This window comes from Mycolicibacterium sp. XJ662 (assembly GCF_053484035.1).
The window spans coordinates 14,410-37,470 of record NZ_JBEFTL010000011.1 but is presented as its reverse complement, the minus strand read 5'-3'; the positions used below and the strand labels follow the sequence as shown (position 1 = coordinate 37,470).

Genomic DNA, 23,061 nt, shown 5'->3' with positions numbered 1-23,061 from the left:
CTTCCGTAACGGAAGGCGTCCTTGTTGACCTCGTCGAGCGTGGCGGATACCGAGGGGAACCGCCCCCAGATAGCCGTTGCAACGCCTCTCGACCAGCAAAGTCTACGTCCTAACCTGTTTGGCGTCTCCTCGTCGCTGCGAATCGCCGTGCCAGCGGGTGACAGTCCGCATTAACCGGATTGCAGCCGAACGTATTTCGTCTTGGTGGCTTCGGCTGGCCGGTGGCGGCCGGTTGGGTTACCTCAGCCACCCATACAGGGTAGTGGCCCGTTCAAGTCGGCTCATGTGGCGATGGCGCTCCTCTCCCCCGCGCAGGGCTTACGCTGGCGTTGTGACCCTGTCGGATGCGAGCGGCTCATCTGAAAACCGCCCGGGCCTGCCCGAACTCAACGACACCATCATCGTTGCGGCTTTCGAAGGCTGGAACGACGCCGGTGACGCCGCCAGCGACGCGCTGGACCACTTGGAGGCGATCTGGGGCGCCGAACCGCTGGTGGAGATCGACGATGAGTCCTACTACGACTACCAGGTCAACAGGCCGGTAATCCGCCAGGTCGACGGCGTCACCCGGGAGTTGGTGTGGCCCTCGATGCGCATCTCGCACTGCCGGCCCCCGGGCTCGGAGCGCGACATCGTGCTGATGAACGGGGTGGAGCCCAATATGCGGTGGCGCACGTTCTGCGCCGAGCTGCTGGCGATCGCCGACAAGCTCAACGTGCAGACCGTGGTGATCCTGGGCGCGTTGCTCGCCGACACCCCGCATACCCGGCCGGTGCCGGTGTCCGGGGCGGCCTACTCGTCGGACTCCGCGGAGACGTTCGGGCTCGAGGAGACCCGCTACGAGGGCCCGACCGGTATCGCCGGGGTGCTTCAGGACGCGTGCGTGCAGGCCGGTATCCCGGCGGTGACGTTCTGGGCGGCGGTGCCGCACTATGTGTCGCAGCCGCCGTGCCCCAAGGCCACGGTGGCGCTGCTGCGCCGCGTGGAGGACGTGCTCGACGTCGAGGTGCCGCTCGGCGACCTGCCCGCCCAGGCCGAGGAATGGGAGCAGGCGGTCTCGGAGATGACGGCCGACGACGACGAGATCGCCGAGTACGTGCAGTCGCTGGAGCAGCGCGGTGACGCCGAGGTGGATATGCACGACGTGCTCGGCAAGATCGACGGCGACGCGCTGGCCGCCGAGTTCGAGCGCTATCTGCGCCGCCGCGGCCCGGGTTTCCGCGGCGGCTGACCCGCTGGCGTGGGGTTTGCTGCCGCCACGTGTGCTGCGCGGGTCGCAACATAACGCGAATTATCTAAACGGCCATGTGATGACGGAAGCAGAAATGCACTACGAGCTGGGAAATCGGCTTCGCGAACGGAATTCTTTGCGCGGCTGAACCGCCCGAATTCGAGTAGTCGAGTACCCCAGCGATCACGCCGACGGAGGAGTACAAGTAGTCCATCCGACGTGCGGCTTCCTGGAGGGACCTATGGGGGAATCACGACTGCAAGCGATGCGGTTTCTGCGCCATGTGCCACGCCCTCACCGGTTCCAACGCTAGGGGCCTGGCGACCGGCCTAGGCTGCGCCATCCCGATTCGAGTTCGACATGGCATCCGGGCCAGAGCGCTTTGCTGATCACGGCTGCGCGCAGGCCCTCGACTGCATCGCGGAAGTGATCGGCCTTGAGGACAGCGGCTCGGCGCGGACGCGCGGTTTGATGCTGCTGTGCCGCTTCGGCGCCGCCATGGTGCAGGCCACCGCGGCCGGCCACATTCGGTTGCAGGCCGACTCGGGCCTTTCGCACTGGTGCATATGCTCCAGCGATCACCCCGATCGGCGCGTATTCGATCAGCAGTTGGAAACACCTGCCGCGCCCGGGCGGGACTGGTGGGTCATCAGCGTCACCAGGCGCCGGGTGTACGAAGCGTTGGGCGCCGGGCACCTCGCCGAGTTGCCGTTGCGCACCGACACCCGATCGCCGAGCTTGATCGTGCTGAAGCGGACCCGGCCGTTCGACGACTCCGACAGCGAGGTCCTCGTGGCATCCCGGCCCGCACTGTTGCTCATCGAGGAGCTTGTCGATCGCCTCTTCCCCTGCCGCACACCGCCTTCGAATGCCGAAGCCGGCTATGCCGTGCTGCTGACCGCCCGCGAGCGCGAAGTGCTCGAGATGCTGAGCGAGGGGCTGCTGGCCCGATCCATCGCCGCACGCCTTGAGGTCTCCGAACGAACCGTGCATAAACATCTCGGCAGCGTCTACCGCAAGTTGGATGCACACGACCGGCTGCTGGCCGTACGACGGGCGCAGTCGTTGGGTCTGCTGAAGTCCGGCTCACCGCCTCGCGAGCCGGTGCCCGCCGGGTAGTAGTTCTACGCATAGTCGCCGGGCGTCGCCGCGTTGGACACTTCCTGCCGTGAAGCACCACTTGGTGGTGAAGATGCGACGCCGAATCCCCGAGCCGCCGCACATTCCGGACTGGATCTCGTTCATCACCGACAAGTCCAGCTCGGTGACGTCGGTGAACGCCGAAGTCGACGCGGTGCTGCACGCCGCGGGCCGGTCGTTCTGGGTGACCCACGAGTATGCGCCCGCGCTGGACGGCTGGGCGGCCCTGGAGGTCCACCACGGATTGGACCGCACCTACCGCCTGGTGATGCAGCAGGAGCAGACGCGGCTGCCCGACGATGCGCTGCTTCGCCTGACTTCGCTGCCTTCGGTGGAAAGCGTTCATCAACTCGAGGTCGGCGGTGCGCAGATTCCCGCTCCGCGTCCGGCTTTCGACGCGACCGCGCAGAGCACCGGGTACGGCGACTCCGACCTCGTCGGCCTGGACTTCGCCCGTGCACTCACCCGGGGGCACCGCGATGTGCGCATCGCGGTCCTCGACACCGGCATCAACCTCGATCACCCCGAGCTGCGCGGAAAGATCGTCGCCAAAGCTGATTTCGTGAATCTGACGGGCCTGGACACCTCGTCGTTCGTCGGTGACTTCCTGGACGCCGACAACGATCCAGAGGATGAACTCGGGCATGGAACTCACGTCGCCGGGATCATCGCCGCCGAAGGCCTGCGCATGAACCCCGGTATCGCACCGGACTGCCGACTGATGGCGGTTCGGGTGTTGGCGACCCTCGATGTCGACGGTCGTAAACAGGGCGCCGGGGTGGTCGACAACATCAACCCCGCCATCAAATGGGCGGTGGATCATCGCGCCGACGTGATCAACATGAGCCTCGGCATTCGCCACACCGGCGGTGGCCTACCGCACGAGGACGTGATCCGCTACGCGCTCGCGCGTGGGGTCAGCGTCGTGGCCGCCAGCGGGAACGACGGCACCGACACCAAGTATTACCCAGGCGCGCTGCCCGGGGTGGTCGCGGTCGGCGCGGTCGACGACGACGGCAACGTCGCGTCGTTCACGTCCTATGGTGCCCGCATCACCGTGGTGGCGCCCGGCGTGAACATCTTGTCCAGCTTCGCCGGCGGGCACTATGCGGTGGCATCGGGCACCTCGCAGGCCGCGCCGTGTGTCGCGGGCGCGGTGGCGCTGCTCAAATCGTTCGCCCGCGAGAACGGATTCGGCCTCGGCGTCGACGACGTCATCAAGATCCTCCGTGCGACCTCCGACCGGCCCGACCGCCGTCTTCGGACACCACACGCCGGCTACGGCGTGATCAACATGACCGATGCCTTCAAATGGCTTATGGCGTCGCTGAATTGACGGCCCAAACCGCACAACCAATCGACACGGCACGCAGGAGATTCCCATGACGACACTGACCGGTTCCGAGTTCGAGCCGCGCGTCATCGCACCGCAGGGATTTCGGATTCGACGTGCCAACGCCACCATGACGGGCTTCGCCCCGGCAGTGGATTCCTTCGCCGAGGACCGACTCGCCGAACTCGACGCCTTGCTCAGGAAACAAGTCATCAACCCCGAAGAAGGGGGCAACGATGTACTCGCGGCCCTGCTCGAGGCGCCGCTGACACCGCGGCGTGCTTCATCGGGTGTCGGCAAGTGGGCCGACGGCAGCCTCGCCGACCGACTGCGCGACCAGCGACCACACGCAGGTGAGCAGACCCTACAAGAGGTCATCGACAAGGACCCGGTCCTGGCGCGCATGCGCTACCGGTTCGACGAAAGCCTCGAGGAACGCCGAAGCGACCTCGACTTCAACACCCGCACCGCCCTTGATCTCGCGAGCGTGCGAGACCTGCTTGTGCTGCGTGCGGCATTGACACTGGGCATCACCCAGCAGGCGGCGCTGCTGAACTACGTGTTCACCCGACCGGCCGGTGTGCAGGAGATCGTGCGTTACACCGTGGTGAGCGCCTCCCGTGACCACATCCACGATAAACGCCTGCGGGTCAAGGGAATCGACGATGACGACAGCGAGGTGGTGGCTGCACTGGCCGGGCTCAGCATGTCCGAGGATTCGCTGGGCGCGGGCGCGATCGACGTGGCGACGTCGTTCATCGACAGCTCGAAGTACGACGAGCTGATCGAAGAGGGCACCAAGCTCAAGATCACCGACATTCCCGCCGAGATTCGGCCCCGCCTGGTGCAGTACATCAAAGAGTCCACGGTGGAAATCACCAAACAAAACGCACCGTTCATCCTGCCGATGTACCTCGCGAAGGCGGCCACGACCACGACCACGTCCAGCGGCGGAACGACCGACGACCCGTTCGCCGTCAGCTTCTTCGTGGAAGACAGCGCGTCGCTGCAGGTTTCCACTGCCGCGGTGAAATGCGCCGCGCAGCTCTACTACGTCATGGTGCTCGGTGAAGAACTCGGGGTGTTCGATGCGGTGCGCTTCTTCACCCACCGCTACCTGTTCCGCGAGGGCTTCGCGGTGGAGGACCCGCAACTGCGCCGTGATCTCGAGAACTACGTCTTCTCCGAGCAGTTCCCCGGTATCGACCGTGAAACCGGGCAGGAGCGGACCATGCGCTGCACACGCGATGGTGAACGGCGTTCGTTCTACCGTCAGGTCTTCGACCAAGGCACCGAACCGGTTCCCGGCGAGGGCATCCCGAATACCGAATTCGGTCGGCTGTGGAAAATCCTCATGCTCGAATCGGCGCGATATCTCGAACGCGCGCAGTCCAGCCCGCACCCGGACAACTACGTGTCACGGCAAAATGTCATGCAGGCCGTGGAAGACCTGCAGTACAACTTGTCGGTCACGTGCGTCGGCATGTCGACGGTCATGACGCCGTTGATGTACGCCGAACTCGACTTCGTGGTCAACCGGATACTCGGTCACACGGAGGTTCGCAAGCATCTGGTGCCGTCCGGCGGTTCCTGGTGGAAGGTTGTCGAAAAGCTCCAGGCCGGTCAGGGCCGTCGGACCCGGGCTTCGGTGTTGCACAACAAGGCTCGCCTCGGCTACTCGCTGATCCGGGCGATCTCGGAGTACACGCCGTCGCGGTTCGAGCAGGACGCGCCGTTCGCGGAGTTCATCAGCAACGTCGACGCGTTCATCACGACACAGTCGATCCTTCAGGAGGAAGCCGGGGGAAGCACCGGCGCCGGCGACGAGCGCCCAGGCGGCTCGAGCTATGAGGACGGCTACGGCGATGGGTACGGCAACGGCCACCCGGCCGGTATGCCGGATGTAGCCAAACTGCCCGGCATGCCCAGCATTCCGGGCCTGAGCGCACCCTGGCCCGGCTCGTCGAACGGCAGTGCGCCCGGTGCAAACGGCAACGGACAGCCGGCCCCGACGCACGCCGCCGACGGTTCGGGCGACGAGTGGGATTTCTAGGTGAGACGTCACGAAGGTATGGAGACGGAAATGACCGACATCGTGACCCCGGACGGCGAAATCCTCGGCCAGGCCCGCAGCATCGCCCAGAGTTGGCTCGCCGAGAGCCCGGCGTTCGCGAACCTCGCCTGGCATGACCAACAACGGGTCTACTTCGATACCGTGCGGCGCGAGGCCGACAACCTACTGCGCCAGCAGGGCCGACCGCCGGAGTACTCGGTGCCCACCGCCACCGACTCGGGTAAGGAGATGGGATTCAAGGGTTATGACCCTGGCTTTCAAGGCTCCACGCAGGCGTTCAACGATCTCGTCGACTCCGTCGACTTCCCGCAATTCGTGGCCGACCTGCTCAAAGCGGTGTTCAACGCCAACCTGAAGGTGATGAAGGAACAGACCGATTCCTACATCAAGCTGATGAAGGAATGCACGAAATCCACCGCCGACTTCATCAAGAAGATCAACGACGACGACACTTTCGCCAAGCTCGCAGAAAGCAAGAGCGATCAGTTCAACGTCAGCACCGAGCAGCAGCCGGACGGCTCGATGAAGCTGTCGCTCACCGACCCTCAGGGAGAAAAGGTCGACACCGAAGATTCCGAGGTCAAAAAGGCGATTCTGGAGACCAAGCTGAACATGGCCAAGGAGCATCGGGCCGCGCTTCGCGAAGTGTTGCTCATGGGTGTGACCCGGCTGGTGGTCGACAAGGGCACTGTGGAAGCCGGCGTCGAATTCATGATCACTGCCAACCGCAAGAGCACGGCGATGCACCAGGACCAGAACATCAACACGACCACGCTGGCCATGGAATACGATCCGCCGCTGTTCGGGATTTTCGGCGGTCCCAGCGGGTCGATGTCGATGACCAACACCAACATTCAGATCAACACTTCCCAGAAGGAGGCCACCGACACGCTGTCGGCCAAGCTCACGGGCAAGGTGAACATCCAGTTCAAGACCGACTACTTCAAGCTCGACAACTTCGCGAACATGTACGCCGATGGCGGTGTCGCCGCCATCAAACCGCCGGGCACCCCCGGCGCGCCTGGCGCCAACGCGTTGCCTGCCGGCCGTTAACCCATGAACTGCCATGGCACTTGCCATCTTGCGATTGGACGACAGCGACGACACCGGCGTCACCTTCATCGCCGACACCGGCACGAGCAGCTACTACCGGATCAATTTGGGCAAGGAGGTCCGACGTGAGGATGGACTCGATCTCATCGACGGCCCCTACTGGTCCTCGCCCCTGCAACGCAACCCCAAGGCCGGTCGACACGTGGACACCAGGACGACGGTGCGGCTGCCGGCCGATGCCATCGACGAGCGCGGCACGCTGGCGCAACTCGAGACGTGCCGCCAACCAGACGGCCGTGGTCCGGCCTATTCGAGGCCGGTTCGGGTTCCCGCTGTCGTCCGCGGCGCCACTTCCGCTCGTCGTCGGGAACGGGCGCTGAGCATGTCCGCGCCGACCCCCGTTGGGCCGATACCGGTTCGTCGGCCCGCCCGCACGGTGCCTGTCTACACCGCGAAGTCGCGCTTCAGCAGAACCGCCACCGTCGCGGATCTGATCGGCGCCGTTTCGCAGGCCGCTGCACCTGTCCTACTCGAACCGACCACGAAAGGTTCTGGTGGGCTGGCGGTCCCAGCCCTGCTCGCCGAAATCCTGCGGATCGTGCTCGGTGCGCTCGCGCCGTCACCGCCGCCATCTGCAACTCCGGCCTTGGCGCGTGCGGCGTCGGCACGGCAGCGACCTGCGAACCGGTTCGTCGCCGACGCCTACACCCGACCGATGATCTTCGGCATCGACGACGCGTTGTTGGCCGCGGTCGCCGGTCCACTGGTGCAGGCCCTTCCGCAGCTGTTGAACGCGGCCAACAAAGCCAAGCAGGATGATCAGGCGAAGACCGACAAGCAGGTCACCGATCTGTTGTCGGAGGTCAACCGGACCATGCTCATGCAGCAGTTGATCTCCGCGCAGAACCAGCCGGTCAACCCTGGCGTCACATCCTCCGATTTGGCCGCGATCGGATCGCTGCTCCAGCAGCTGACGAACATCCCCGCGCCGGTGGGCACGCCCGCGACTGCCGTTTCCCGTCCGGCGAGTACCGTCGACGCAGCGGCCGCCCCGATCGCCAGCCGCGCGGTGCTGGCCACGGTCACCGCGCCCGCCGTGACCGTACTGGGCGGTCCTCGGGTGGCGTTCCTGCATGATCAGTCGACCATCCTGCGGTACCGCCTCGACGCCGGGTCCGGCGGTCCTGCCGGGGCATTGCGCCGCGCCATCCTGACCGTCTGCCTGCGAGAACCCGGCGGATCGACCGACCTGTGTCGGCGCAGCGAGAAGTTGACGGACCTCGTGCCGGGGACCGAGATCAAGGTCGCGCTGACGACCGAGGAACGCGACGCGCTGCCAGAGGACACCGACCTCGAGGTGGTGGCGTGCCTGCGGTGGAAAGGCGCGAAAGGCACCTATCAAGCCACCTGCGCCCACCGCATCATGTTGACCTCGCGCGTTTCGGTCCGCGACCGCGGAGAGATCGTGGGCGGCCCGGTGGAGCTCACCGATATGAACCGGTTCCGGTTGTTCTGGAACAAGGTGTGGGAGTCGGCGACCCGCGGCGCGAGCACGGGGAGCCTTCCGCTTTGGGGCCTTGATGCCGCGCTGCGCTATTCGGTCGTGACGGTCAGCGGCGCGCACGGTAACGGCTTGATGCAGACCAGAATCCGCCAGCAGCCGACCGACGAGGGCTTGCGGGACCAGACCACGGGCCGGATCAAGAGCGGGATCGAAGTCAGCGTCGCGGAGCTGAACAAGTTGCTGCCGTTATGGCCTGGGCGACAACCGGTTTCCGATGCCGACCTTGCCGCGTTCAATGCTCCCGGCTGGCTTGCCGGCCACGGCGGTGACGCCGTCACCGAAGTCAGGATGCAGGGTAAGCGCGGCACGCGCGGCGTGCTGTGGGTGGTTCCGGTTCTGCGTCTGCGAGCGTTCACGCTGGCGGCTGCGACCGACGTCGATCCCTACGGGCAGCTCGTCGCGACGCAGGATCGCGTCGTGCACTTCCCGGTGATCGAGAGCATCCGAGTCATCGGCCTGGGTTCGCTCCGCGAAGGAGCCGACCCCGGTGAGCCGGCCCGGATCGACGGCACCCAAGACGCGTCGGGGGCACCGGCGACCTACCAATTCGACGGATATGACGTTGTGTTGCAATCCCTCGTCGGGCTGGAACCGGCGCTGCCGATTCCACGGGCGAACGGGTGAGCGCAGTGGACGAAGCCTTTCTTCCCCTCGCCGAGCTGCTGCCGGGACTGCTACCGGCGCTGCCCGACCTTTACGACTCCGACGCCGGTGTGCGCTCGCGAGTGACCGGCCTGGAGGTCGAGACCCCTGTCGAGTTGGACATCGCCGTCGCCGCAGACGGTCGGGTCCGGCTCGGCGCGGTGCCGCCGCTCTACCACCTGGAAACCAGCGTGCTACCGGTGTTTCACGCGGTCCGGCTGGTTGCGGTGCGCGACGGGTACGACGAGAAGGGCGCGAAGTGATGGTCGCAGAAGCCCTCTCGAACGACCTCGGCGACGACGGCTCCAACAATGCCGCCTGGCGACTTGAGGACTTCGTCGATTCGCTGGTTGTCGAGCTGGACAAGACCCGGGAAACCCTCGCGGTCAAGGCGATCAACAAACCGCTCAGCTATTCGGTGAAGGAGGTCGCGCTCGACGTGAACGCCTTCCCCGTGTACGACGGCGACGCGGTGCGGTTCACCACCGCCCAACCGGGCCAGGACGGTGCATCCAAGCTGACCATCCAACTGGGTTCGATCACCGATCAGCAGGTTCGGGCCACCACCAAACACCGTGCGGGGGAAGCAGAACAGAACCTCGCCGAACTAGGCGTCGACGACAACGTCCGGTCCCGGCTGCGCAGGATCGGGGTGAACTCCGTGGACGATCTCAAAGACCTCGAGGCACGCAAGGTCGACCTCAAGGCGGTGACCGACAGCGATATCGACTACAGCAGCCTGGCACGAAAGATCAACCAGTCTCGCCGAGCCAAGGCCGCGCCCGCGATCGAGGGTGTCAGCTTGTCGAAGTCCGAGGGACAGCCGTGCCTGCTCATCGAGGGCCGAAACCTCGGCCTCGATCCGACCTTCCCTCCCGTTGCGGTGCTCAACAACCGACTCACCGACGTGTTGTCCAGTGGGCCAGGCCATTTGACCATCCGGCTGGAGCAGGAGAACTCCCTCCGCGAGGACAACGAGGTCGTCCTGACCCTCGACCCCTACGCGGTCGTCAAGGTGAACGTGAGGGCGTGAGGTTCATGTATGGACGATCAGTAACCCGCGACAGCGACTTCAACTCGTTGATCCGGACGAGGTACGGCTCGCCGAGCGCAGGCAAAGCTAAGACCGGCACCAGACGCGCCGTCGTGATGACCGTCGACGCCGCGACCGAGGTCATCAGCCAGCCGGGGACCGGCGCGGGCGAAGATTTCGTCGAGTACGTCGTCGACCGCATCCCGGTGACCCCGCCCCAGCCGCCCGAACCACCACCGACACCACCACCGGCACCCGCATCAGCGCCGGCTCCTGCACCGGCACCTGCACCGGCTCCGCCGCCGGAAGCGCCGATCGCTCAGCGCCCGCCCCAGGTTGACCCGCCGCCCGCGCCTGCGCCGGCGCCGAGCACCGACGAGGCGGTGCTGCCCGCCTCGATCGCCGGTTCGCCGTTGACCGACGCCGACCTCGCCAACGACATCCGGACCATCCTGGCGGGCGGCCCCGCCGCATCGGATGCCGCGACCGCGGCGCCGATGTCCGACCCCGGCCGGCCCACCGATACCCCGAACACCCAAGAGATCTTCGACAAGATCCGCGACAGCATGGAGTACTCCAACAGCTTCAACCTCGGGACCCATAACCTCAAACGGTTCGAGGAGTTCGAACGCAACGCCGCGGCGGCGGCGCGCCGCCCGGCACCGAAGCCGGTCGCACCCGTGTCCCGGCCGCCCATTGCCGCCGAAGCGCTTTCGGGTGTTGCGCTGGTCCCCGGTTGCGCGGGCGCAGCCCTGACGATGGCCCTGGCGCCTGAACGCAGCGTGGCGATGTATGACACCGGCGAGCACGTGCTGTCAGCTGGCGACCTCTACCCCGACCAGTTGACGGTCGGCAGCGGCGCCGGGGTGGCCTTCTCGTACGGGCAGCTGGTCGCGATGGGCGACTTCTACGCCACGGTAGACGATTTAAAGAACGCCGACCCGGCCGAACTGGCACAACTGAAGGCACTGATTTCCCGCAACACCGCGTTCTACCGCAAGCCCATCGGCGGCCGGGCAAAAAACGACCCCGACGATATCTCGCACAAGGAGTGGAACAAGGCAACGGGTAAGCGCTATCTGTCGCTCGCCGACGACAACTACGCGCACTTCTCGCCGCCGGAGTTGCTCGGCCTCACCGAGCACATCACCACACCGACAAACCAATCGGAATGGGAGAAGTACCACGAGCGCGCCATTGCCGAGATGAAGGCACTGGTGGCCGAACACCCGAATGCATCGGTCGTTCCGTTCGGTCCGCTGGCCACCAACGCCTTCGGCGATCACTTCCTCACCGATGCGTTCGCAGCCGGACACCTGGTCAACAAGGAGGTAGTGGTCAACCGCTTCCGCCGCGCGTTCTATCAAGGCACGAACACGTTGACCCCGGCGGCGCGGAAGTTTCTGGCCAAGCTCGCGGCGGCCGCGTGGGCGCGGCCCAAGATTCGCGAGACCTTCTCTCCGCTGGAACTACCGACGCGGGATGCCGACAAGCTCTGGATCAAGTGGAACATCGACACCGAGAACGCGTTTCGCGAGTTGCTCGTTCAGATCGCCGAACGCGAGCCGGCCAAGGTCGAAAATCTGGTGGCCAAGACCCTTCACGACCATCTGAACGAGACCGGCGTCGAGGTGGTCAACGACAACGGCGACGGGCCGTGGAAGCTGCGCGGGGACTATTACCTCGGCGAGCCGACCATGTCGATCATGCGCAAGGCCGTTCAGCAGTCTGTCGACAACATCCTCAGCCCCGACATTCTGGTCAGCCAGGCTGATTCCGGTCCCCTGTCGGCTTCCCACCATGGCGCCTTGCTGGCCAAGGTCTGGAAGTACGTGCCCAAGCCGACCGCCGCCGGCCGGGCCCAGGTGCTCAAGGCCATCGACGACTTCACCGACCTCAATTCGCAGACACTGCTCACCGCTGCCACCGACCTGCTCGAACGGCAGCGCACGCTGATCGCCGACGAGTTGGTCGATCGCAAGTTCCTTGCGCACGAGTGAAACCAGGAGGTTGTGATGAGCACCGTGACCGTCAACCGGTTCGTCGACACCCGGCGTTATTACGGCGGGCCCAACACACTCGGTCAACGCAGCACCGGTCGGTCCTTCGCCCGGGCCGCGTCCGCCGCCGATCGCACGCTGATCGTGCTCATTGAAAACGGGGGCGTCGACCTCGGACTGCCGGACCTGGTCGACCGCTTGATCAGCGAGATACCCGACGCGTCCTCGATCATCAGCGAGGGCATGCGGGAACAGATGGTGACCTCGCTGCGCGGATGGTTGCAGACGACCACCGACAACCTCATCGAATCCGCCGAACTCACGCTGAACCGGTACGCGGCGACGAAGCCGGCGACGTACGGCGATGTCGTGGTTCTGCGGAACTCGTCGGCCACCTTTGCCGAGCTGAAGAATGCCCTGTTCACCGCCTCCCGGGCCGGGCGGGTCATCGACCTGATGATTCTCACCCACGGCCGGGACGACCACATCGCGGCCGACGGCGGCATCGACAGCGCTCGAATACGTTCCCTGACAAAGGATTACGGTGGACCGCTGAACATTCGCACGGTCTACATGATGAACTGCGTGGGCGCCAGCCTGAACCAGGCCTGGCTGGATATCGGTGCACGAGCCAGCGCGGGCAGCCACGAGAACAACTACCTGCCCGAACCGACCACCTACTTCTTCTTCTCCGCATGGAAGAACGGCCAGACGTTCGAGACCGCCGTCACTTCCGCGTACCGCCGCACCATCGACGAGATCAACGCCGCGCTGCGCGCCATCATCACGGCGATCGCACCGCTCGCCGGGGCGGTACTCGCATCGAAGATTGACGTCAGCGGCCTGTCGTTCGTGGTCGCCAGCCGCCCCGAGGTCGTCGGTGCGGGCGACATCACGATTTCGTCGGACGTGCTGCCACCCCCGCCGGCCGGGACGTCGAAGGGCCAGAGCCTGGTCACCACCGTGATGCCCGCCGGCTCGCGCGCGTGGACCAGGCAGATGTCGGTGCCGCGTTCGGTGTCGCCGAGCGGTCGCACGTTCATCGGCCGATGGGAGCTCCCGGGCCCGGAACTGGACCACCGAATCGCCGCGGTGGAGACGTTTCTCACCGACCGCGTCGCCACCGCCCTGACCCAGCCGCAGATCGACGCGCTCGCCAGTTTCGGTGTGGGCATCGGCGCCGCGGCGCTGTTGCGCTCGACGCTTCTGAAACTCCTCGACGCGGGCAATCTGCAGGAGGTGCCGGTCGAGATGCGCAAGTGGACCAAGCTGCGTCAAGACGGCCGGATCGTCGACGACGAGCGCCTGGTCGAGCGCAGGCAGGCCGAGGCTGAGCTCTTCGGCGGCGGGCCGACCCCTGTCGCCGTACCCGCGTCGCGCGAGGTACGCGAGTACTCCTACCAGCAGAACCCCGCGGCCGCGGCTATCGGCCTGGCTGAGGTGGTCGAGTGGGGGCTGGCAGCCGGAGCGATCGTGCAGGCCGGAGTCCAGGACGCGTCGGGTTCGTTCAGCCTGACCTACGACGATGCGCATCGGTTGCTCACCCCGCAGGGCAGGTTGGGCATGCCCGGTGTCGCGGCGGCAACTCAGAACTACCGCCGGCGGTTCCTCGTCGTGCCGCAAATCCGGGTGGGCACTGCGAACGCCGCCATCGACGTGGTGTGGAGCGGCAATGCGTACGGCGAGATCACGTCGGTGGTGTTCGAACGCGTGCTGACCGAATCGAGCGACTGGTCGAAGTCAGACCTGCGCATCACCGTCAACGCGATGAGCCGTATTCCGGTGAGCCGTGATCCGCGCGAATGGCCGATCACCTTCCGCTACCAGGGCGCCTATGACCCGCTCGGCAACGGGCACTTCGAGTTCCAGGGCGAGATCGAGGTCAACGCGTTCGGCGGTATCCGCTGGATCAGCCCGCATCAGGTGGTGTCGCGGTCATTTTCGGACGTGTTCATCTCGGGCAAGCCGGAGGACTGGGTGCAACGAGGTCCCGACGTGTGGCCCGCGACGCCGGCCATCCCCGACGAGCAGGCGAAGTTCCTGCGCGAGAACGTCCCGACGTGAAACTAGGCCCGCACCACCTGGGGCGGCTTCCACGTGCCGTTCAGCGCGTCGGGCTTGGGCCAGTACAGCCGCAGGATCAACTGGAACGGGCCCTTGGGGGCCGGAAGCCAGTTCGATTCCTTGTCTGGTCCGGGTGACTCGTTCTGCACGTAGATGGTGTATCCGCCGTCGGGACCGGGCACCACGCTGGGCAGCATCGGTGAGTTGATCAGATGGCGCTGGATCGGGTTCTCCACCAGCAGGCTCTGCGGCATCTCGTACATCGTCAACGACCAGAACGCATTGACCGGCGGCAGCTGGCCGCCCGGGAACTTCACGACGTAGTTGTCGGCGCCGGTCAACGCCGCCCCGGTGGAGTCGACCGACAGCACCGGATAGAGCGCCTCGGCGGCGGTGTTGCCGAAGATGCCGTATACCGCGCCCGCCATCCGGTAGAGGTAGTTGCCGTTGAGGTCCTTGGCGCTGCCGAACAACTGCGACGTCGGAACCTCGCCGGTTTGGATCTTGTCCTTGGTCAGCTTGTCCAGTTCTGCCCAGGCATCGGCCATGCCAGCCTCCACGGCCGACCGCATCTCCGGTGCGAGCTTGTCGGCGCGGAAGTCGCCGTCTGGGCCGATCCCGATGGACGCGAACCGCTTACGCAGTTCGGTTTCCTGGGGCAGCGCCGGCATGGAGCGCAGCGTGAAGCCGAGGATCTCGAAGAACTGTGGTGAGGTCCGCTCCTGATCCGGGGTGAGCGGAGGCACGAAGTCGATCGGCGGGGCCGGCGCCGGGGCCGGTTGGTTCAGGTACGCCGACAGCGGCGTCGCGGCATATCCGGCCTGGATCTTCTCCACGTTGCCCAGATCCGACGGGCCGAACAGTTGGGTGCGGTAGATCACCAGCCCGGTCTCGGTGTCGAACCGGATGATCTCGTCGACGCCCTCGGGTTTCTCACCGTCCCAGCCGGGCCCGGCCACCAGGTATTTCCCGCCGCCGTTGCCTGTGGTGCGGCTGCCGACATAGGCGACGTTGTAGGTGTAGCCGTCGATGAACTGCAGCGAGTAGTAGCGGTCCTGTTCGACCGCAGGGACCGTCAACACCAACGGTTCGGTGCGCAGGTCCAGGCCGACCGTCGAATACGGCGTGTCGGCGTTCGGCGTCTGCACCGTTTTGTCCGCGGGCGTCAAAAGCCTTGCGGTGCTGTGAACTTCGTTGAACCCACCCATGTACTCCGGATCTTGTCTGTCGACGAAGTACGAGTACCGGATGCGGTAGCTGTCGACCAGCGGAAAGCCGTAGATGTAGGCCTCTTTGGCGATCGCCCGCGCGTCCTGCGGGCTCACCGGCGCGGCGCTGCCCGACGGCGCCTGCGACGTCGTCGTCTCCTTCTCAGATCCCGTCGTACTGCACGCCGCCACCACCGCCGCGGCGAAGACCAGTACCGCGACCCGGCGGATCACCGGTTTTCCAGCGCCTGGGTGCGCGCGCTCATCGAGCGGCCCAGCGCGGCCACCTCGGCGTCCATCTGCGGCAGCAGTTCGGGAACCGACTTCGTCATGAGCCGCTCGACCGGCGGCGTCGACAGCAGCGGCTTGAGCCACCGCAGCAGCCCGACCCAACGCGGGCAGTTGATCTGGCGCCTGCGTTCCTCGATGCCCTTGACGAAGATCTCGCCGCACTCCTGGACCGACGTGGTTTTGCTCAACGGTCCCGGCAGCCTGCGCAGCGTCTCCCGGAAGGCCGCCGACTCCGCCTTGCCCTCACGCACCAGCGGGGTGTCGATCCACAGCATGTGCGCTGAGCCGACGTCGACACCGCGGTGGGCGACCTCCTGGCGCAGCGCGTTGGCGAAGTGCTCGACGCCGGCCTTCGAGGCGTCGTACGGGGCCATGCCGGCCGCCGCGGCGTAGGCGGCCGCCGACGACACGATCAGCACATAGCCGCGTCTTTCGAGGACCGACGGCAGCGCGGCGCGCACGGTGTGGAACACCCCCACCACGTTGACGTCGATCAGCGTCTGAAACGCGTCCGGGTCGACGGCCAGCACCGATCCGGTGGTCGCAATGCCCGCATTGGCGACCACGATGTCGATGCCGCCGAACCGTGCGACACCCTTGTCCACCGCGGCCTGCATCGCAGTCAGGTCGCGGACGTCGGCGACGGCCGTCAGCACCCGCTCACCGCCGAGGCGTGCGGCCACCTGCTGCAGTTGCGCATCGTCGAGGTCGGTCAGCACCAGGCTGGCGCCCTTGGCGTGCAGGCGCTGCGCCACTTCGGCCCCGATGCCGTTGGCGGCCCCGGTGATCAACGCTACTTTTCCGTTCACAGAGCTCATGCGCACAAATTACCCGGGGCTGGTTACAGCGCGACACCCAGCAGCGCGTCCACCGCGCCGGCCACGGTGCGCGGGGCTTCGGTGTCGTGGCCGCCGTACTCGAGCGCGTCGGTGGCCCAGCCGTCCAGCGCGGCGAGCGCCTTCGGGGTGTCCAGATCGTCTGCCAGGTAGCGACGCACCCGCGCCACCACGTCGGTGGCGTCGGGACCGGCGGGCAGCGCTGCCGCCGTGCGCCAGCGGTGCAGCCGCTCCTTGGCCTCGGTGAGCACCGCGTCGCTCCAGTACCGATCGGCGCGGTAGTGCCCGGCAAACAGGCCCAACCGGATCGCGGAGGGGTCGACGCCGTCGGCGCGCAGCGCCGAGACCAGCACCAGGTTGCCGAGGCTCTTGCTCATCTTCTCGCCGTCCCAGCCGATCATGCCCGCATGCACGTAGTGGCGCGCGAAACGCCGCTCCCCCGTGACGGATTCGGCGTGGGCCGCCGAGAACTCGTGGTGCGGGAAGATCAAGTCGCTGCCCCCGCCCTGGATGTCCAGGCCGGTGCCGATGCGGCTCAGCGCGATCGCCGAACACTCCACATGCCAACCGGGCCGTCCCGGTCCGAACGGCGATGGCCAGCTGGGCTCACCCGGTCGGGCCGCCCGCCACAGCAGCGCGTCGAGCTCGTCGCTCTTACCGGACCGCTCGGGGTCGCCGCCGCGCTCGGCGAACAGCTCCAGCATGGTGTCGCGGTCGTAACCGGACTCGTAGCCGAACTGCCGGGTGGCGTCGGCACGGTAGTAGATGTCGCGATACTCGGGATCGTCGACGACGTACGCCGCGCCGGAGGCCAGCATCTTCTCGACGATCTCGATCACCTCGGCGATGGCGTCGGTGGCCGCCACGTAGTCGTGCGGCGGCAGCACCCGCAGCGCCGCCATGTCCTTGCAGAACAGCTGGGTCTCGCGTGCGGCGAGCTCACGCCAGTCGATGCCGTCGCGCTGCGCGCGTTCGAGAAGCGGATCGTCGACGTCGGTGATGTTCTGCACGTAGTGCACCCGGTGTCCCCCGTCGAGCCAGATCCGGTACACCAGGTCGAAGGCGAGGTAGGTGGCCGCGTGGCCCAGATGCGTCGCGTCGTACGGGGTGATACCGCAGACGTACATGGTGGCGGTTTCGCCGGCACCCACCGGGCGTACCTGCCGGTCGGCGCTGTCGTAGAGGCGCAGTTGCGGACTGCGACCCGCGATCGCCGGAACGACGGGCGCCGGCCACGATTTCATGGTCTCGACTCTAGGCATCGACGTGACCGACAACGCAGGGGGCCGTTTCATTCCCGGTCAGTTTCGAAACCGGCTGCGGTAGGCCGACAAGATGCCCTCGAGCAGCACGTCGCGCAGTTCTGTTCGACACATCAGCAGGTCGGGCAGGTACGGGTCGCGCCGGTTGTAGATCAGCTCGGAGCCGTCGAGCCGGGACGCGTGCAGGCCGGCCGCCTGCACCACCCCGGCCGGCGCCGCCGAGTCCCACTCCCACTGACCGCCCGCGTGCAGGTAGGCGTCGACGTCACCGCGCACCACCGCCATCGCCTTGGCGCCCGCGGACCCGATGGCGACCAGTCGGATGTCCATCCGCTCGCGCAGCCACCACAGCACCGCCGGTGGGCGGTTGGAGCTGGCGGTGATGACGATGGGGCCGTCGGCGCGCGGCGGGGGCGGGGTGACCGTGTCGGTGCGGTACACCTCACCGCGTCCGGGCAGCGCGACGGCGGCGTCGGTGATGGCCCCGTTGGGTCCGCCGTCGCGGCGCCACAGCGCGATGTGCACCGCCCAGTCGGTGCGGCCGGGGATCGAGAACTCGTGGGTGCCGTCGACGGGGTCGACGATCCAGACCCGGTCGGCGTGCACCCGCGACAGGTCGTCGACGGCTTCCTCGGACAGCACCGCGTCGTCGGGCCGGGCCCGGCGCAGACGGTCCAGGATCAGCACATTGGCGCGCTTGTCACCGAGGTCGCCGAGGTCGTAGGGGTCCCAGAAGCCGATCTCCGCACGGATGCCCAGCAGCATCTCGCCGGCTTCGGCGGCCACCTCGGCCGCCAGCGCCGCATCCGTCAGGCTCACCGGCTCAGTAGACCACGAGCCGGGGCCGTCAGAACGCGGGCCATGGGATCGGGCGGTGCCGGTCGGGTGTCGGCATCACCGGATTGGCCAGCAGCTCAACGGCTCTGGCTTCCAGCGCGGCGATCTCGCGGCGGGTGATGTGTTCAGACAACTGCTCGCGCAACCCGTTTCGCAGCTCTTCGCGTAGCCGGTTGACCGATTCGAGCATCTGATCATCCACGGGTTTACCAGCCCATCCCCACAGTACGGTGCGCAGCTTGTCCTCGACGTGCAGGCTCACGCCGTGGTCCACGCCGTACACGTGCCCGTCGACACCGCACAGGATGTGCCCGCCTTTGCGGTCGGCGTTGTTGATCAGCACGTCGAAGACGGCCATGCGCCGCAACCGCACATCGTCGGCGTGCACCAGGGTCACCTCGTCGCCGGCGTAGTCGTAGGCCCGCAGCACCGGCAGGTAGCCGGGCGGAATGTGTCCCACCGGCAGCAGATCGATGAGGTCGGGACCGGACACCGGTTCGTCGTCGTCGGGGTCGTCACCGGGCTGGTCCACCCATAGCTGCAACATCCCGCGCCCGGCGGGCCCGTCGCGAATAATGGTGTAGGGCACAATGTTCCAGCCGAGCGCCACCGATACCAGGTACGCGCCGAGTTCCCGGCCCGCCAGCGTGCCGTCCGGGAAGTCCCACAGCGGCGCCTCACCCTTGATCGGCTTGTACACGCAATGCGCCTGCCGTTCACCGAGATGCGCCTCGCACAAGAACGTGGCGTTGCTGGCCGAGCGGATACGTCCGATGACGGACAACTCACCGCGGCGCAGCACCTCCGATGACCCGCTAGATGTCGGGGTCATCGTCGGACTCTGCGAAGGCGCCGCGCCGGTAACCGTTGGTGCGTACGCAGAAATGACCCTCCGGATCCAGCGGTTCGTCACACAGCGGGCACGGCGGCCGGCCTGCCGAGATGACCCGGTTGGAGCGCGTCGCGAACTCGCGTGCCGACTCGGGGCTCAAAAACACCCGCACGGCGTCGGGCCCGTCTTCGGCGTCGTCGAGCACCACCGACGCGTCGAACTCGGTTTCGGAGACCGCAAGTAGTTCGACGACGACGGTCTGGGCCTCCGAATCCCAGCCCAGCCCCATGGTGCCGACCCGGAACTCGGCGTCCACCGGCGTGATCAGCGCGTCCAGGTCCTCCACCTCACCGGTGTCCGGCGGCACCGGTGTGCCGAAACGACGGTTGATTTCGAGCAACAACGCAGAGATGCGTTCTGCGAGCACGGCAACCTGCTGCTTCTCCAGGACCACCGACACCACCCGCTTGTCGTGGACGGCCTGCAGATAGAAGGTGCGGTTGCCCGGCTGCCCAACCGTTCCGGCCACGAAGCGGTCGGGGGTGCGGAAGACGTGAATTGCGCGGGCCATGGTCTCTCCCAAAATACCGGCAACGATTCGCCAGCCGTAACCGCTACTAACCGGTGGATCCCCCGACGACGGCGTCGTCCGGCGGCACCTCGTCGTCGGATCCTTCGGCCTTCGGCGGTTTGGCCAACAGTGCGGAGGTCAACTGAGCGCCAGTGTGGTTGACGTGGATAACAAAGGGCCGCACCGGGGTGTAACGGATCACGCTCATCGATGCGGGGTCGGCGGTGATGCGTTGAAAACTGTCCAGATGGGTGCCGAGCGCATCGGCGATCACGGCCTTGATCACGTCGCCGTGCGTGCAGGCCACCCACAGCGCGTCGCCGTCGTGGCGTTCGGCCAGCCGGCGGTCGTGCTCACGCACCGCGGCCACCGCGCGCGCCTGCACCGCGGCCAGGCCTTCGCCGTCGGGAAACACCGCAGCGCTGGGCTGCTGCTGGACGACGGCCCACAGCGGCTCCTTGACCAGTTCGCCGATCTTGCGGCCGGTCCAGGCGCCGTAGTCGACCTCGCTGATCCGCTCGTCGACGATGACGTCCAAACCGAGCGCGGCGGCCAGCGGTTCCACCGTGCGCTGGCAGCGCAGCAGCGGTGAGCGCACGACCGCGCGGATCGGCAGTTCGCCGATCCGGCTCACCAGCGCCTGGGCCTGCTCGCGGCCCCGGTCGTCGAGGTCGACGCCGTCGGAGCGGCCGGCCAGGGTGTGGGCGGTGTTGGAGGTGGAGCGCCCGTGGCGCAGCAGGATCACCGTCATGTCGCCGACATCACCCCCGTACCCAACAGGATCAGCACCAGCGTGCCCAGCGCGATCCGATACCCGACGAACCAGTACATGCTGTGGCGGACCAGGAACCGCAGGAACCACGCCACCGCGGCGAAGCCGACGACGAACGCGATCAGCGTCGCGACCAGCAGCTGGGGTCCGCTGGCGCTCATCCCCTCACCGGAGGGATGGAACGCGTCGGGCAACGAGAACAGCCCGGAGGCGAACACCGCCGGGATCGCGAGCAGAAAGCCGAAGCGGGCCGCGACCTCACGGTTGAGCCCGAGGAACAACCCGGCCGAGATGGTGGCGCCCGAGCGCGAGGTGCCCGGCAGCAGCGCCAGGCACTGCGCCAGCCCGACGATGATGCCGTCCTTCCAGGTGAGCTGATCGATCCGGCGGGCCTGGCGGCCGAAGTACTCGGCGGCGGCGATCACGAACGAAAACGCCACCAACGCGATCGCGATCGCCCACAGATTCCTTGCGCCCGTGCGGATTTCGTCCTTGAACACGAGGCCGATCACGCCGATCGGGATGGTGCCGATGATGACGTACCAGCCCAGCCAGTAGTCGGCGGTGCGTTTCGCGCCTGCGAACAATCCGGCGAACCACGCCTTGACGATGCGGACGATGTCCCTGGCGAAGTAGAGGAGGACGGCGAACTCGGTGCCCAGCTGGCTGACCGCGGTGAAGGATGCGCCCGCGTCGTCGTCGAAGAACAACCGGGAGGCGATCGCCAGGTGACCTGACGACGAGACCGGCAGAAATTCGGTGAGGCCCTGCAATATCGCGAGAACGACGACCTGCAGCCACGACATCGCCGCCACGTCAGTCACGACGACGACCGTACCGTGGGACCGGTCAGCGTCCGTTCCGCGCTACCGGCTGCGCGGCGGCCACCGCGTCACGCACTGCCGCCGACAGGCTGCGCTTGTCGGTGAGGTCGATGTCGGTGAGCTTGTGGCTGCCCAGGGCGACGATGTCCTCTTCCTGGGGTACCAGGGCGGTCAGCCGGGGGCGGTACACCTCCACGACGAGCATCTGACGTTCGATCCGGAAGGAAAAACTTCGTCCGTCCCCGACTTGGCCAAACCCGCTGGCGTGTACACCAGTCGAGATGTCCTCGATAGCAAACTCTTGGTGGCCCAGGTCCCGTTCCGCCGCGAGGGTCATGCCCGCACCATACCGCTGTTGAATCCAAAGTATGCGCACCCCCGCCGAGCGGGCGGGGCGTTGCCGGGAGCAGTCTGCATAGACTGACCTTTCGATCGGGATCAACGTCGCACGAACCGAGAGCTACCCCTTGCCGTCTTCTGTAAACGTGTCAGTGCAGGTCTTTCGCATATGCGCTTTGCTACTGGCTATTTTTTCGTTCTCGGGATGTTCGTCCAACCCGGTCGACGCGCCGCCTGCGACCATCCCCCCGGCGCAGGCCGCGCACTCCCCGCCGGTCACCGAAGAGCCCGCCGGCGTGGTGTATCCGCTGCGCGGCGATGCGTATGCCGCAGAGTTCGACCCGGCGACGGAGTCGTTGGCGGTGCTGAGTTCGGGGGCGTCGGCACTGACAGTGATGGCGTCGACGGGCGCGATCCGCGAGGTGGCGCTGCCCGGTGCGGCCACGGCCATGACCGGCGACGGCGACGGCCGGATGTATCTCGCGACCCGGGGTGGCTACCTCGACGTCGACCTCGCCACGGGCGCGACCACGCCGGTCACCGTGGAAGGTCAGCAGGACACCGACTTCACCGCCATCGCCCGGCGCAGCGACGGCAGGTTCGTGCTGGGCAGCGCCGACGGCGCGGTGTACACGCTGGACGCCGATGCGGGCGTCGCCGCCGAGTTCAAGACCTTCGCGCGGGTGGATGAGCTTGTCACACAGGGTAATACGGCCATCGTCCTGGACCGCGGACAGACGTTGGTGACGACCTTGTCCGACGACGGCAGCCAGGCCGGGCAGGCACTTCGGGCCGGCGAGGGCGCGACGTCGATCGTGGCCGACCCCGTCGGCCGCGTCCTGGTCACCGACACCCGCGGCGGCGAGTTACTGGTATTCGGCATCGACCCGCTGATCCTTCGCCAGCGCTATCCAGTGCACGACGCGCCCTACGGGCTGGCCGGCTCCTCGACGCTGGCGTGGGTGTCGCAGACCGCGAGCAACACCGTCGTTGGCTACGATCTGGCCACCGGCATCCCCGTCGAGAAGGTGCGATATCGAACCGTGCATCAACCGAACTCCCTGGCCTACGACGAACGGTCTGGCACGCTGTATGTGGTGTCGGGCTCGGGAGCAGGTGTGCAGGTGATCGCGAATGCGGCGGTGCGCGGGTGAG

20 protein-coding genes are annotated in these 23,061 nt (G+C 66.7%); 11 read left to right on the top strand and 9 right to left on the bottom strand.

Annotated features, from left to right (window positions below):
* Window positions 1–283: 283 nt before the first annotated feature.
* The 10 genes from ABQE93_RS22740 to ABQE93_RS22695 all read left to right on the top strand — a co-directional run bounded on the left by ABQE93_RS22740 (window position 284) and on the right by ABQE93_RS22695 (window position 14,134).
* Window positions 284–1,231, top strand: coding sequence for a PAC2 family protein (locus tag ABQE93_RS22740; protein WP_448410703.1), 948 nt, complete (start codon window positions 284–286; stop codon window positions 1,229–1,231).
* A 360-nt stretch (window positions 1,232–1,591) separates the two neighbouring features.
* Entirely contained in the window at window positions 1,592–2,350 is a 759-nt protein-coding gene (locus ABQE93_RS22735) for a helix-turn-helix transcriptional regulator (RefSeq protein ID WP_448410702.1), read from the top strand.
* Window positions 2,351–2,399: 49 nt separating this feature from the next.
* Window positions 2,400–3,707 carry a S8 family peptidase gene (locus ABQE93_RS22730; RefSeq protein ID WP_448410701.1) on the top strand — a complete coding sequence of 436 codons (1,308 nt, stop codon included), beginning with the start codon at window positions 2,400–2,402 and terminating at the stop codon, window positions 3,705–3,707.
* A gap of 46 nt (window positions 3,708–3,753) precedes the next feature.
* A complete protein-coding gene (locus ABQE93_RS22725) occupies window positions 3,754–5,757 on the top strand; it encodes a hypothetical protein (RefSeq protein WP_448410700.1) in 2,004 nt (667 codons plus the stop codon).
* A 30-nt stretch (window positions 5,758–5,787) separates the two neighbouring features.
* On the top strand, window positions 5,788–6,831 hold the full coding sequence (locus ABQE93_RS22720) for a hypothetical protein (protein ID WP_448410699.1): 1,044 nt from the start codon (window positions 5,788–5,790) through the stop codon (window positions 6,829–6,831).
* A 13-nt stretch (window positions 6,832–6,844) separates the two neighbouring features.
* Window positions 6,845–9,019, top strand: a complete 2,175-nt coding sequence (locus ABQE93_RS22715; protein ID WP_448410698.1) for a hypothetical protein — start codon at window positions 6,845–6,847, stop codon at window positions 9,017–9,019.
* The gene (locus ABQE93_RS22710; protein ID WP_448410697.1) at window positions 9,016–9,300 is read left to right on the top strand and encodes a hypothetical protein; all 285 of its coding nucleotides are present in this window, start codon (window positions 9,016–9,018) and stop codon (window positions 9,298–9,300) included. Before ABQE93_RS22715 ends, ABQE93_RS22710 begins: the two co-directional genes overlap by 4 nt.
* Window positions 9,300–10,070: a hypothetical protein gene (locus ABQE93_RS22705; protein ID WP_448410696.1), complete on the top strand. Its 771-nt coding sequence runs from the start codon at window positions 9,300–9,302 to the stop codon at window positions 10,068–10,070. The genes ABQE93_RS22710 and ABQE93_RS22705 overlap by 1 nt, the downstream gene beginning before the upstream one ends.
* Window positions 10,067–12,070, top strand: a complete 2,004-nt coding sequence (locus tag ABQE93_RS22700) for a hypothetical protein (protein ID WP_448410695.1) — start codon at window positions 10,067–10,069, stop codon at window positions 12,068–12,070. The genes ABQE93_RS22705 and ABQE93_RS22700 overlap by 4 nt, the downstream gene beginning before the upstream one ends.
* A 15-nt stretch (window positions 12,071–12,085) precedes the next feature.
* Window positions 12,086–14,134: a glycoside hydrolase family protein gene (locus ABQE93_RS22695; protein ID WP_448410694.1), complete on the top strand. Its 2,049-nt coding sequence runs from the start codon at window positions 12,086–12,088 to the stop codon at window positions 14,132–14,134.
* Between the two features lie 2 nt (window positions 14,135–14,136).
* On the opposite strand, the gene ABQE93_RS22690 is transcribed toward ABQE93_RS22695, so the two are convergent.
* Genes ABQE93_RS22690 through ABQE93_RS22650 form a run of 9 tightly spaced genes read right to left on the bottom strand, consistent with a single transcriptional unit; the run spans window position 14,137 to window position 21,904 of the window.
* Window positions 14,137–15,576 carry a DUF1254 domain-containing protein gene (locus tag ABQE93_RS22690; RefSeq protein ID WP_448410693.1) on the bottom strand — a complete coding sequence of 480 codons (1,440 nt, stop codon included), beginning with the start codon at window positions 15,574–15,576 and terminating at the stop codon, window positions 14,137–14,139.
* Complete coding sequence (locus tag ABQE93_RS22685) at window positions 15,573–16,451, bottom strand: SDR family oxidoreductase (RefSeq protein WP_448410692.1); 879 nt, start codon at window positions 16,449–16,451, stop codon at window positions 15,573–15,575. The genes ABQE93_RS22690 and ABQE93_RS22685 overlap by 4 nt, the downstream gene beginning before the upstream one ends.
* A gap of 23 nt (window positions 16,452–16,474) precedes the next feature.
* Window positions 16,475–17,713, bottom strand: coding sequence for a cysteine--1-D-myo-inosityl 2-amino-2-deoxy-alpha-D-glucopyranoside ligase (mshC, locus tag ABQE93_RS22680; protein WP_448410691.1), 1,239 nt, complete (start codon window positions 17,711–17,713; stop codon window positions 16,475–16,477).
* A 57-nt stretch (window positions 17,714–17,770) separates the two neighbouring features.
* On the bottom strand, window positions 17,771–18,550 hold the full coding sequence (locus tag ABQE93_RS22675) for a 3'(2'),5'-bisphosphate nucleotidase CysQ (RefSeq protein ID WP_448410690.1): 780 nt from the start codon (window positions 18,548–18,550) through the stop codon (window positions 17,771–17,773).
* Between the two features lie 28 nt (window positions 18,551–18,578).
* Entirely contained in the window at window positions 18,579–19,400 is an 822-nt protein-coding gene (locus ABQE93_RS22670; protein ID WP_448410689.1) for an Rv2133c family protein, read from the bottom strand.
* The gene (locus ABQE93_RS22665; RefSeq protein ID WP_448410688.1) at window positions 19,384–19,971 is read right to left on the bottom strand and encodes an Rv2134c family protein; all 588 of its coding nucleotides are present in this window, start codon (window positions 19,969–19,971) and stop codon (window positions 19,384–19,386) included. The genes ABQE93_RS22670 and ABQE93_RS22665 overlap by 17 nt, the downstream gene beginning before the upstream one ends.
* A gap of 46 nt (window positions 19,972–20,017) precedes the next feature.
* Entirely contained in the window at window positions 20,018–20,722 is a 705-nt protein-coding gene (locus ABQE93_RS22660; RefSeq protein ID WP_448410687.1) for a histidine phosphatase family protein, read from the bottom strand.
* Window positions 20,719–21,549, bottom strand: coding sequence for an undecaprenyl-diphosphate phosphatase (locus ABQE93_RS22655; protein ID WP_448410839.1), 831 nt, complete (start codon window positions 21,547–21,549; stop codon window positions 20,719–20,721). The genes ABQE93_RS22660 and ABQE93_RS22655 overlap by 4 nt, the downstream gene beginning before the upstream one ends.
* Window positions 21,550–21,592: 43 nt before the next feature.
* Entirely contained in the window at window positions 21,593–21,904 is a 312-nt protein-coding gene (locus ABQE93_RS22650; protein WP_448410686.1) for a hypothetical protein, read from the bottom strand.
* A 178-nt stretch (window positions 21,905–22,082) separates the two neighbouring features.
* Here ABQE93_RS22650 and ABQE93_RS22645 point away from each other — a divergent pair, with 178 nt between their 5' ends.
* On the top strand, window positions 22,083–23,060 hold the full coding sequence (locus tag ABQE93_RS22645; RefSeq protein WP_448410685.1) for an NHL repeat-containing protein: 978 nt from the start codon (window positions 22,083–22,085) through the stop codon (window positions 23,058–23,060).
* Window position 23,061 lies beyond the last annotated feature (1 nt).

Coding starts and splice junctions, on each gene's coding strand:
- ABQE93_RS22695 (WP_448410694.1), top strand. CDS start 12,086: ATGAGCACCGTGACCGTCAACCGGTTCGTCGACACCCGGCGTTATTAC.
- ABQE93_RS22735 (WP_448410702.1), top strand. CDS start 1,592: ATGGCATCCGGGCCAGAGCGCTTTGCTGATCACGGCTGCGCGCAGGCC.
- ABQE93_RS22725 (WP_448410700.1), top strand. CDS start 3,754: ATGACGACACTGACCGGTTCCGAGTTCGAGCCGCGCGTCATCGCACCG.
- ABQE93_RS22650 (WP_448410686.1), bottom strand. CDS start 21,904: ATGACCCTCGCGGCGGAACGGGACCTGGGCCACCAAGAGTTTGCTATC.
- ABQE93_RS22720 (WP_448410699.1), top strand. CDS start 5,788: ATGACCGACATCGTGACCCCGGACGGCGAAATCCTCGGCCAGGCCCGC.
- ABQE93_RS22715 (WP_448410698.1), top strand. CDS start 6,845: ATGGCACTTGCCATCTTGCGATTGGACGACAGCGACGACACCGGCGTC.
- ABQE93_RS22665 (WP_448410688.1), bottom strand. CDS start 19,971: ATGGCCCGCGCAATTCACGTCTTCCGCACCCCCGACCGCTTCGTGGCC.
- ABQE93_RS22655 (WP_448410839.1), bottom strand. CDS start 21,549: ATGTCGTGGCTGCAGGTCGTCGTTCTCGCGATATTGCAGGGCCTCACC.
- mshC (WP_448410691.1), bottom strand. CDS start 17,713: ATGAAATCGTGGCCGGCGCCCGTCGTTCCGGCGATCGCGGGTCGCAGT.
- ABQE93_RS22705 (WP_448410696.1), top strand. CDS start 9,300: ATGGTCGCAGAAGCCCTCTCGAACGACCTCGGCGACGACGGCTCCAAC.
- ABQE93_RS22660 (WP_448410687.1), bottom strand. CDS start 20,722: ATGACGGTGATCCTGCTGCGCCACGGGCGCTCCACCTCCAACACCGCC.
- ABQE93_RS22685 (WP_448410692.1), bottom strand. CDS start 16,451: ATGAGCTCTGTGAACGGAAAAGTAGCGTTGATCACCGGGGCCGCCAAC.
- ABQE93_RS22740 (WP_448410703.1), top strand. CDS start 284: ATGTGGCGATGGCGCTCCTCTCCCCCGCGCAGGGCTTACGCTGGCGTT.
- ABQE93_RS22670 (WP_448410689.1), bottom strand. CDS start 19,400: ATGACCCCGACATCTAGCGGGTCATCGGAGGTGCTGCGCCGCGGTGAG.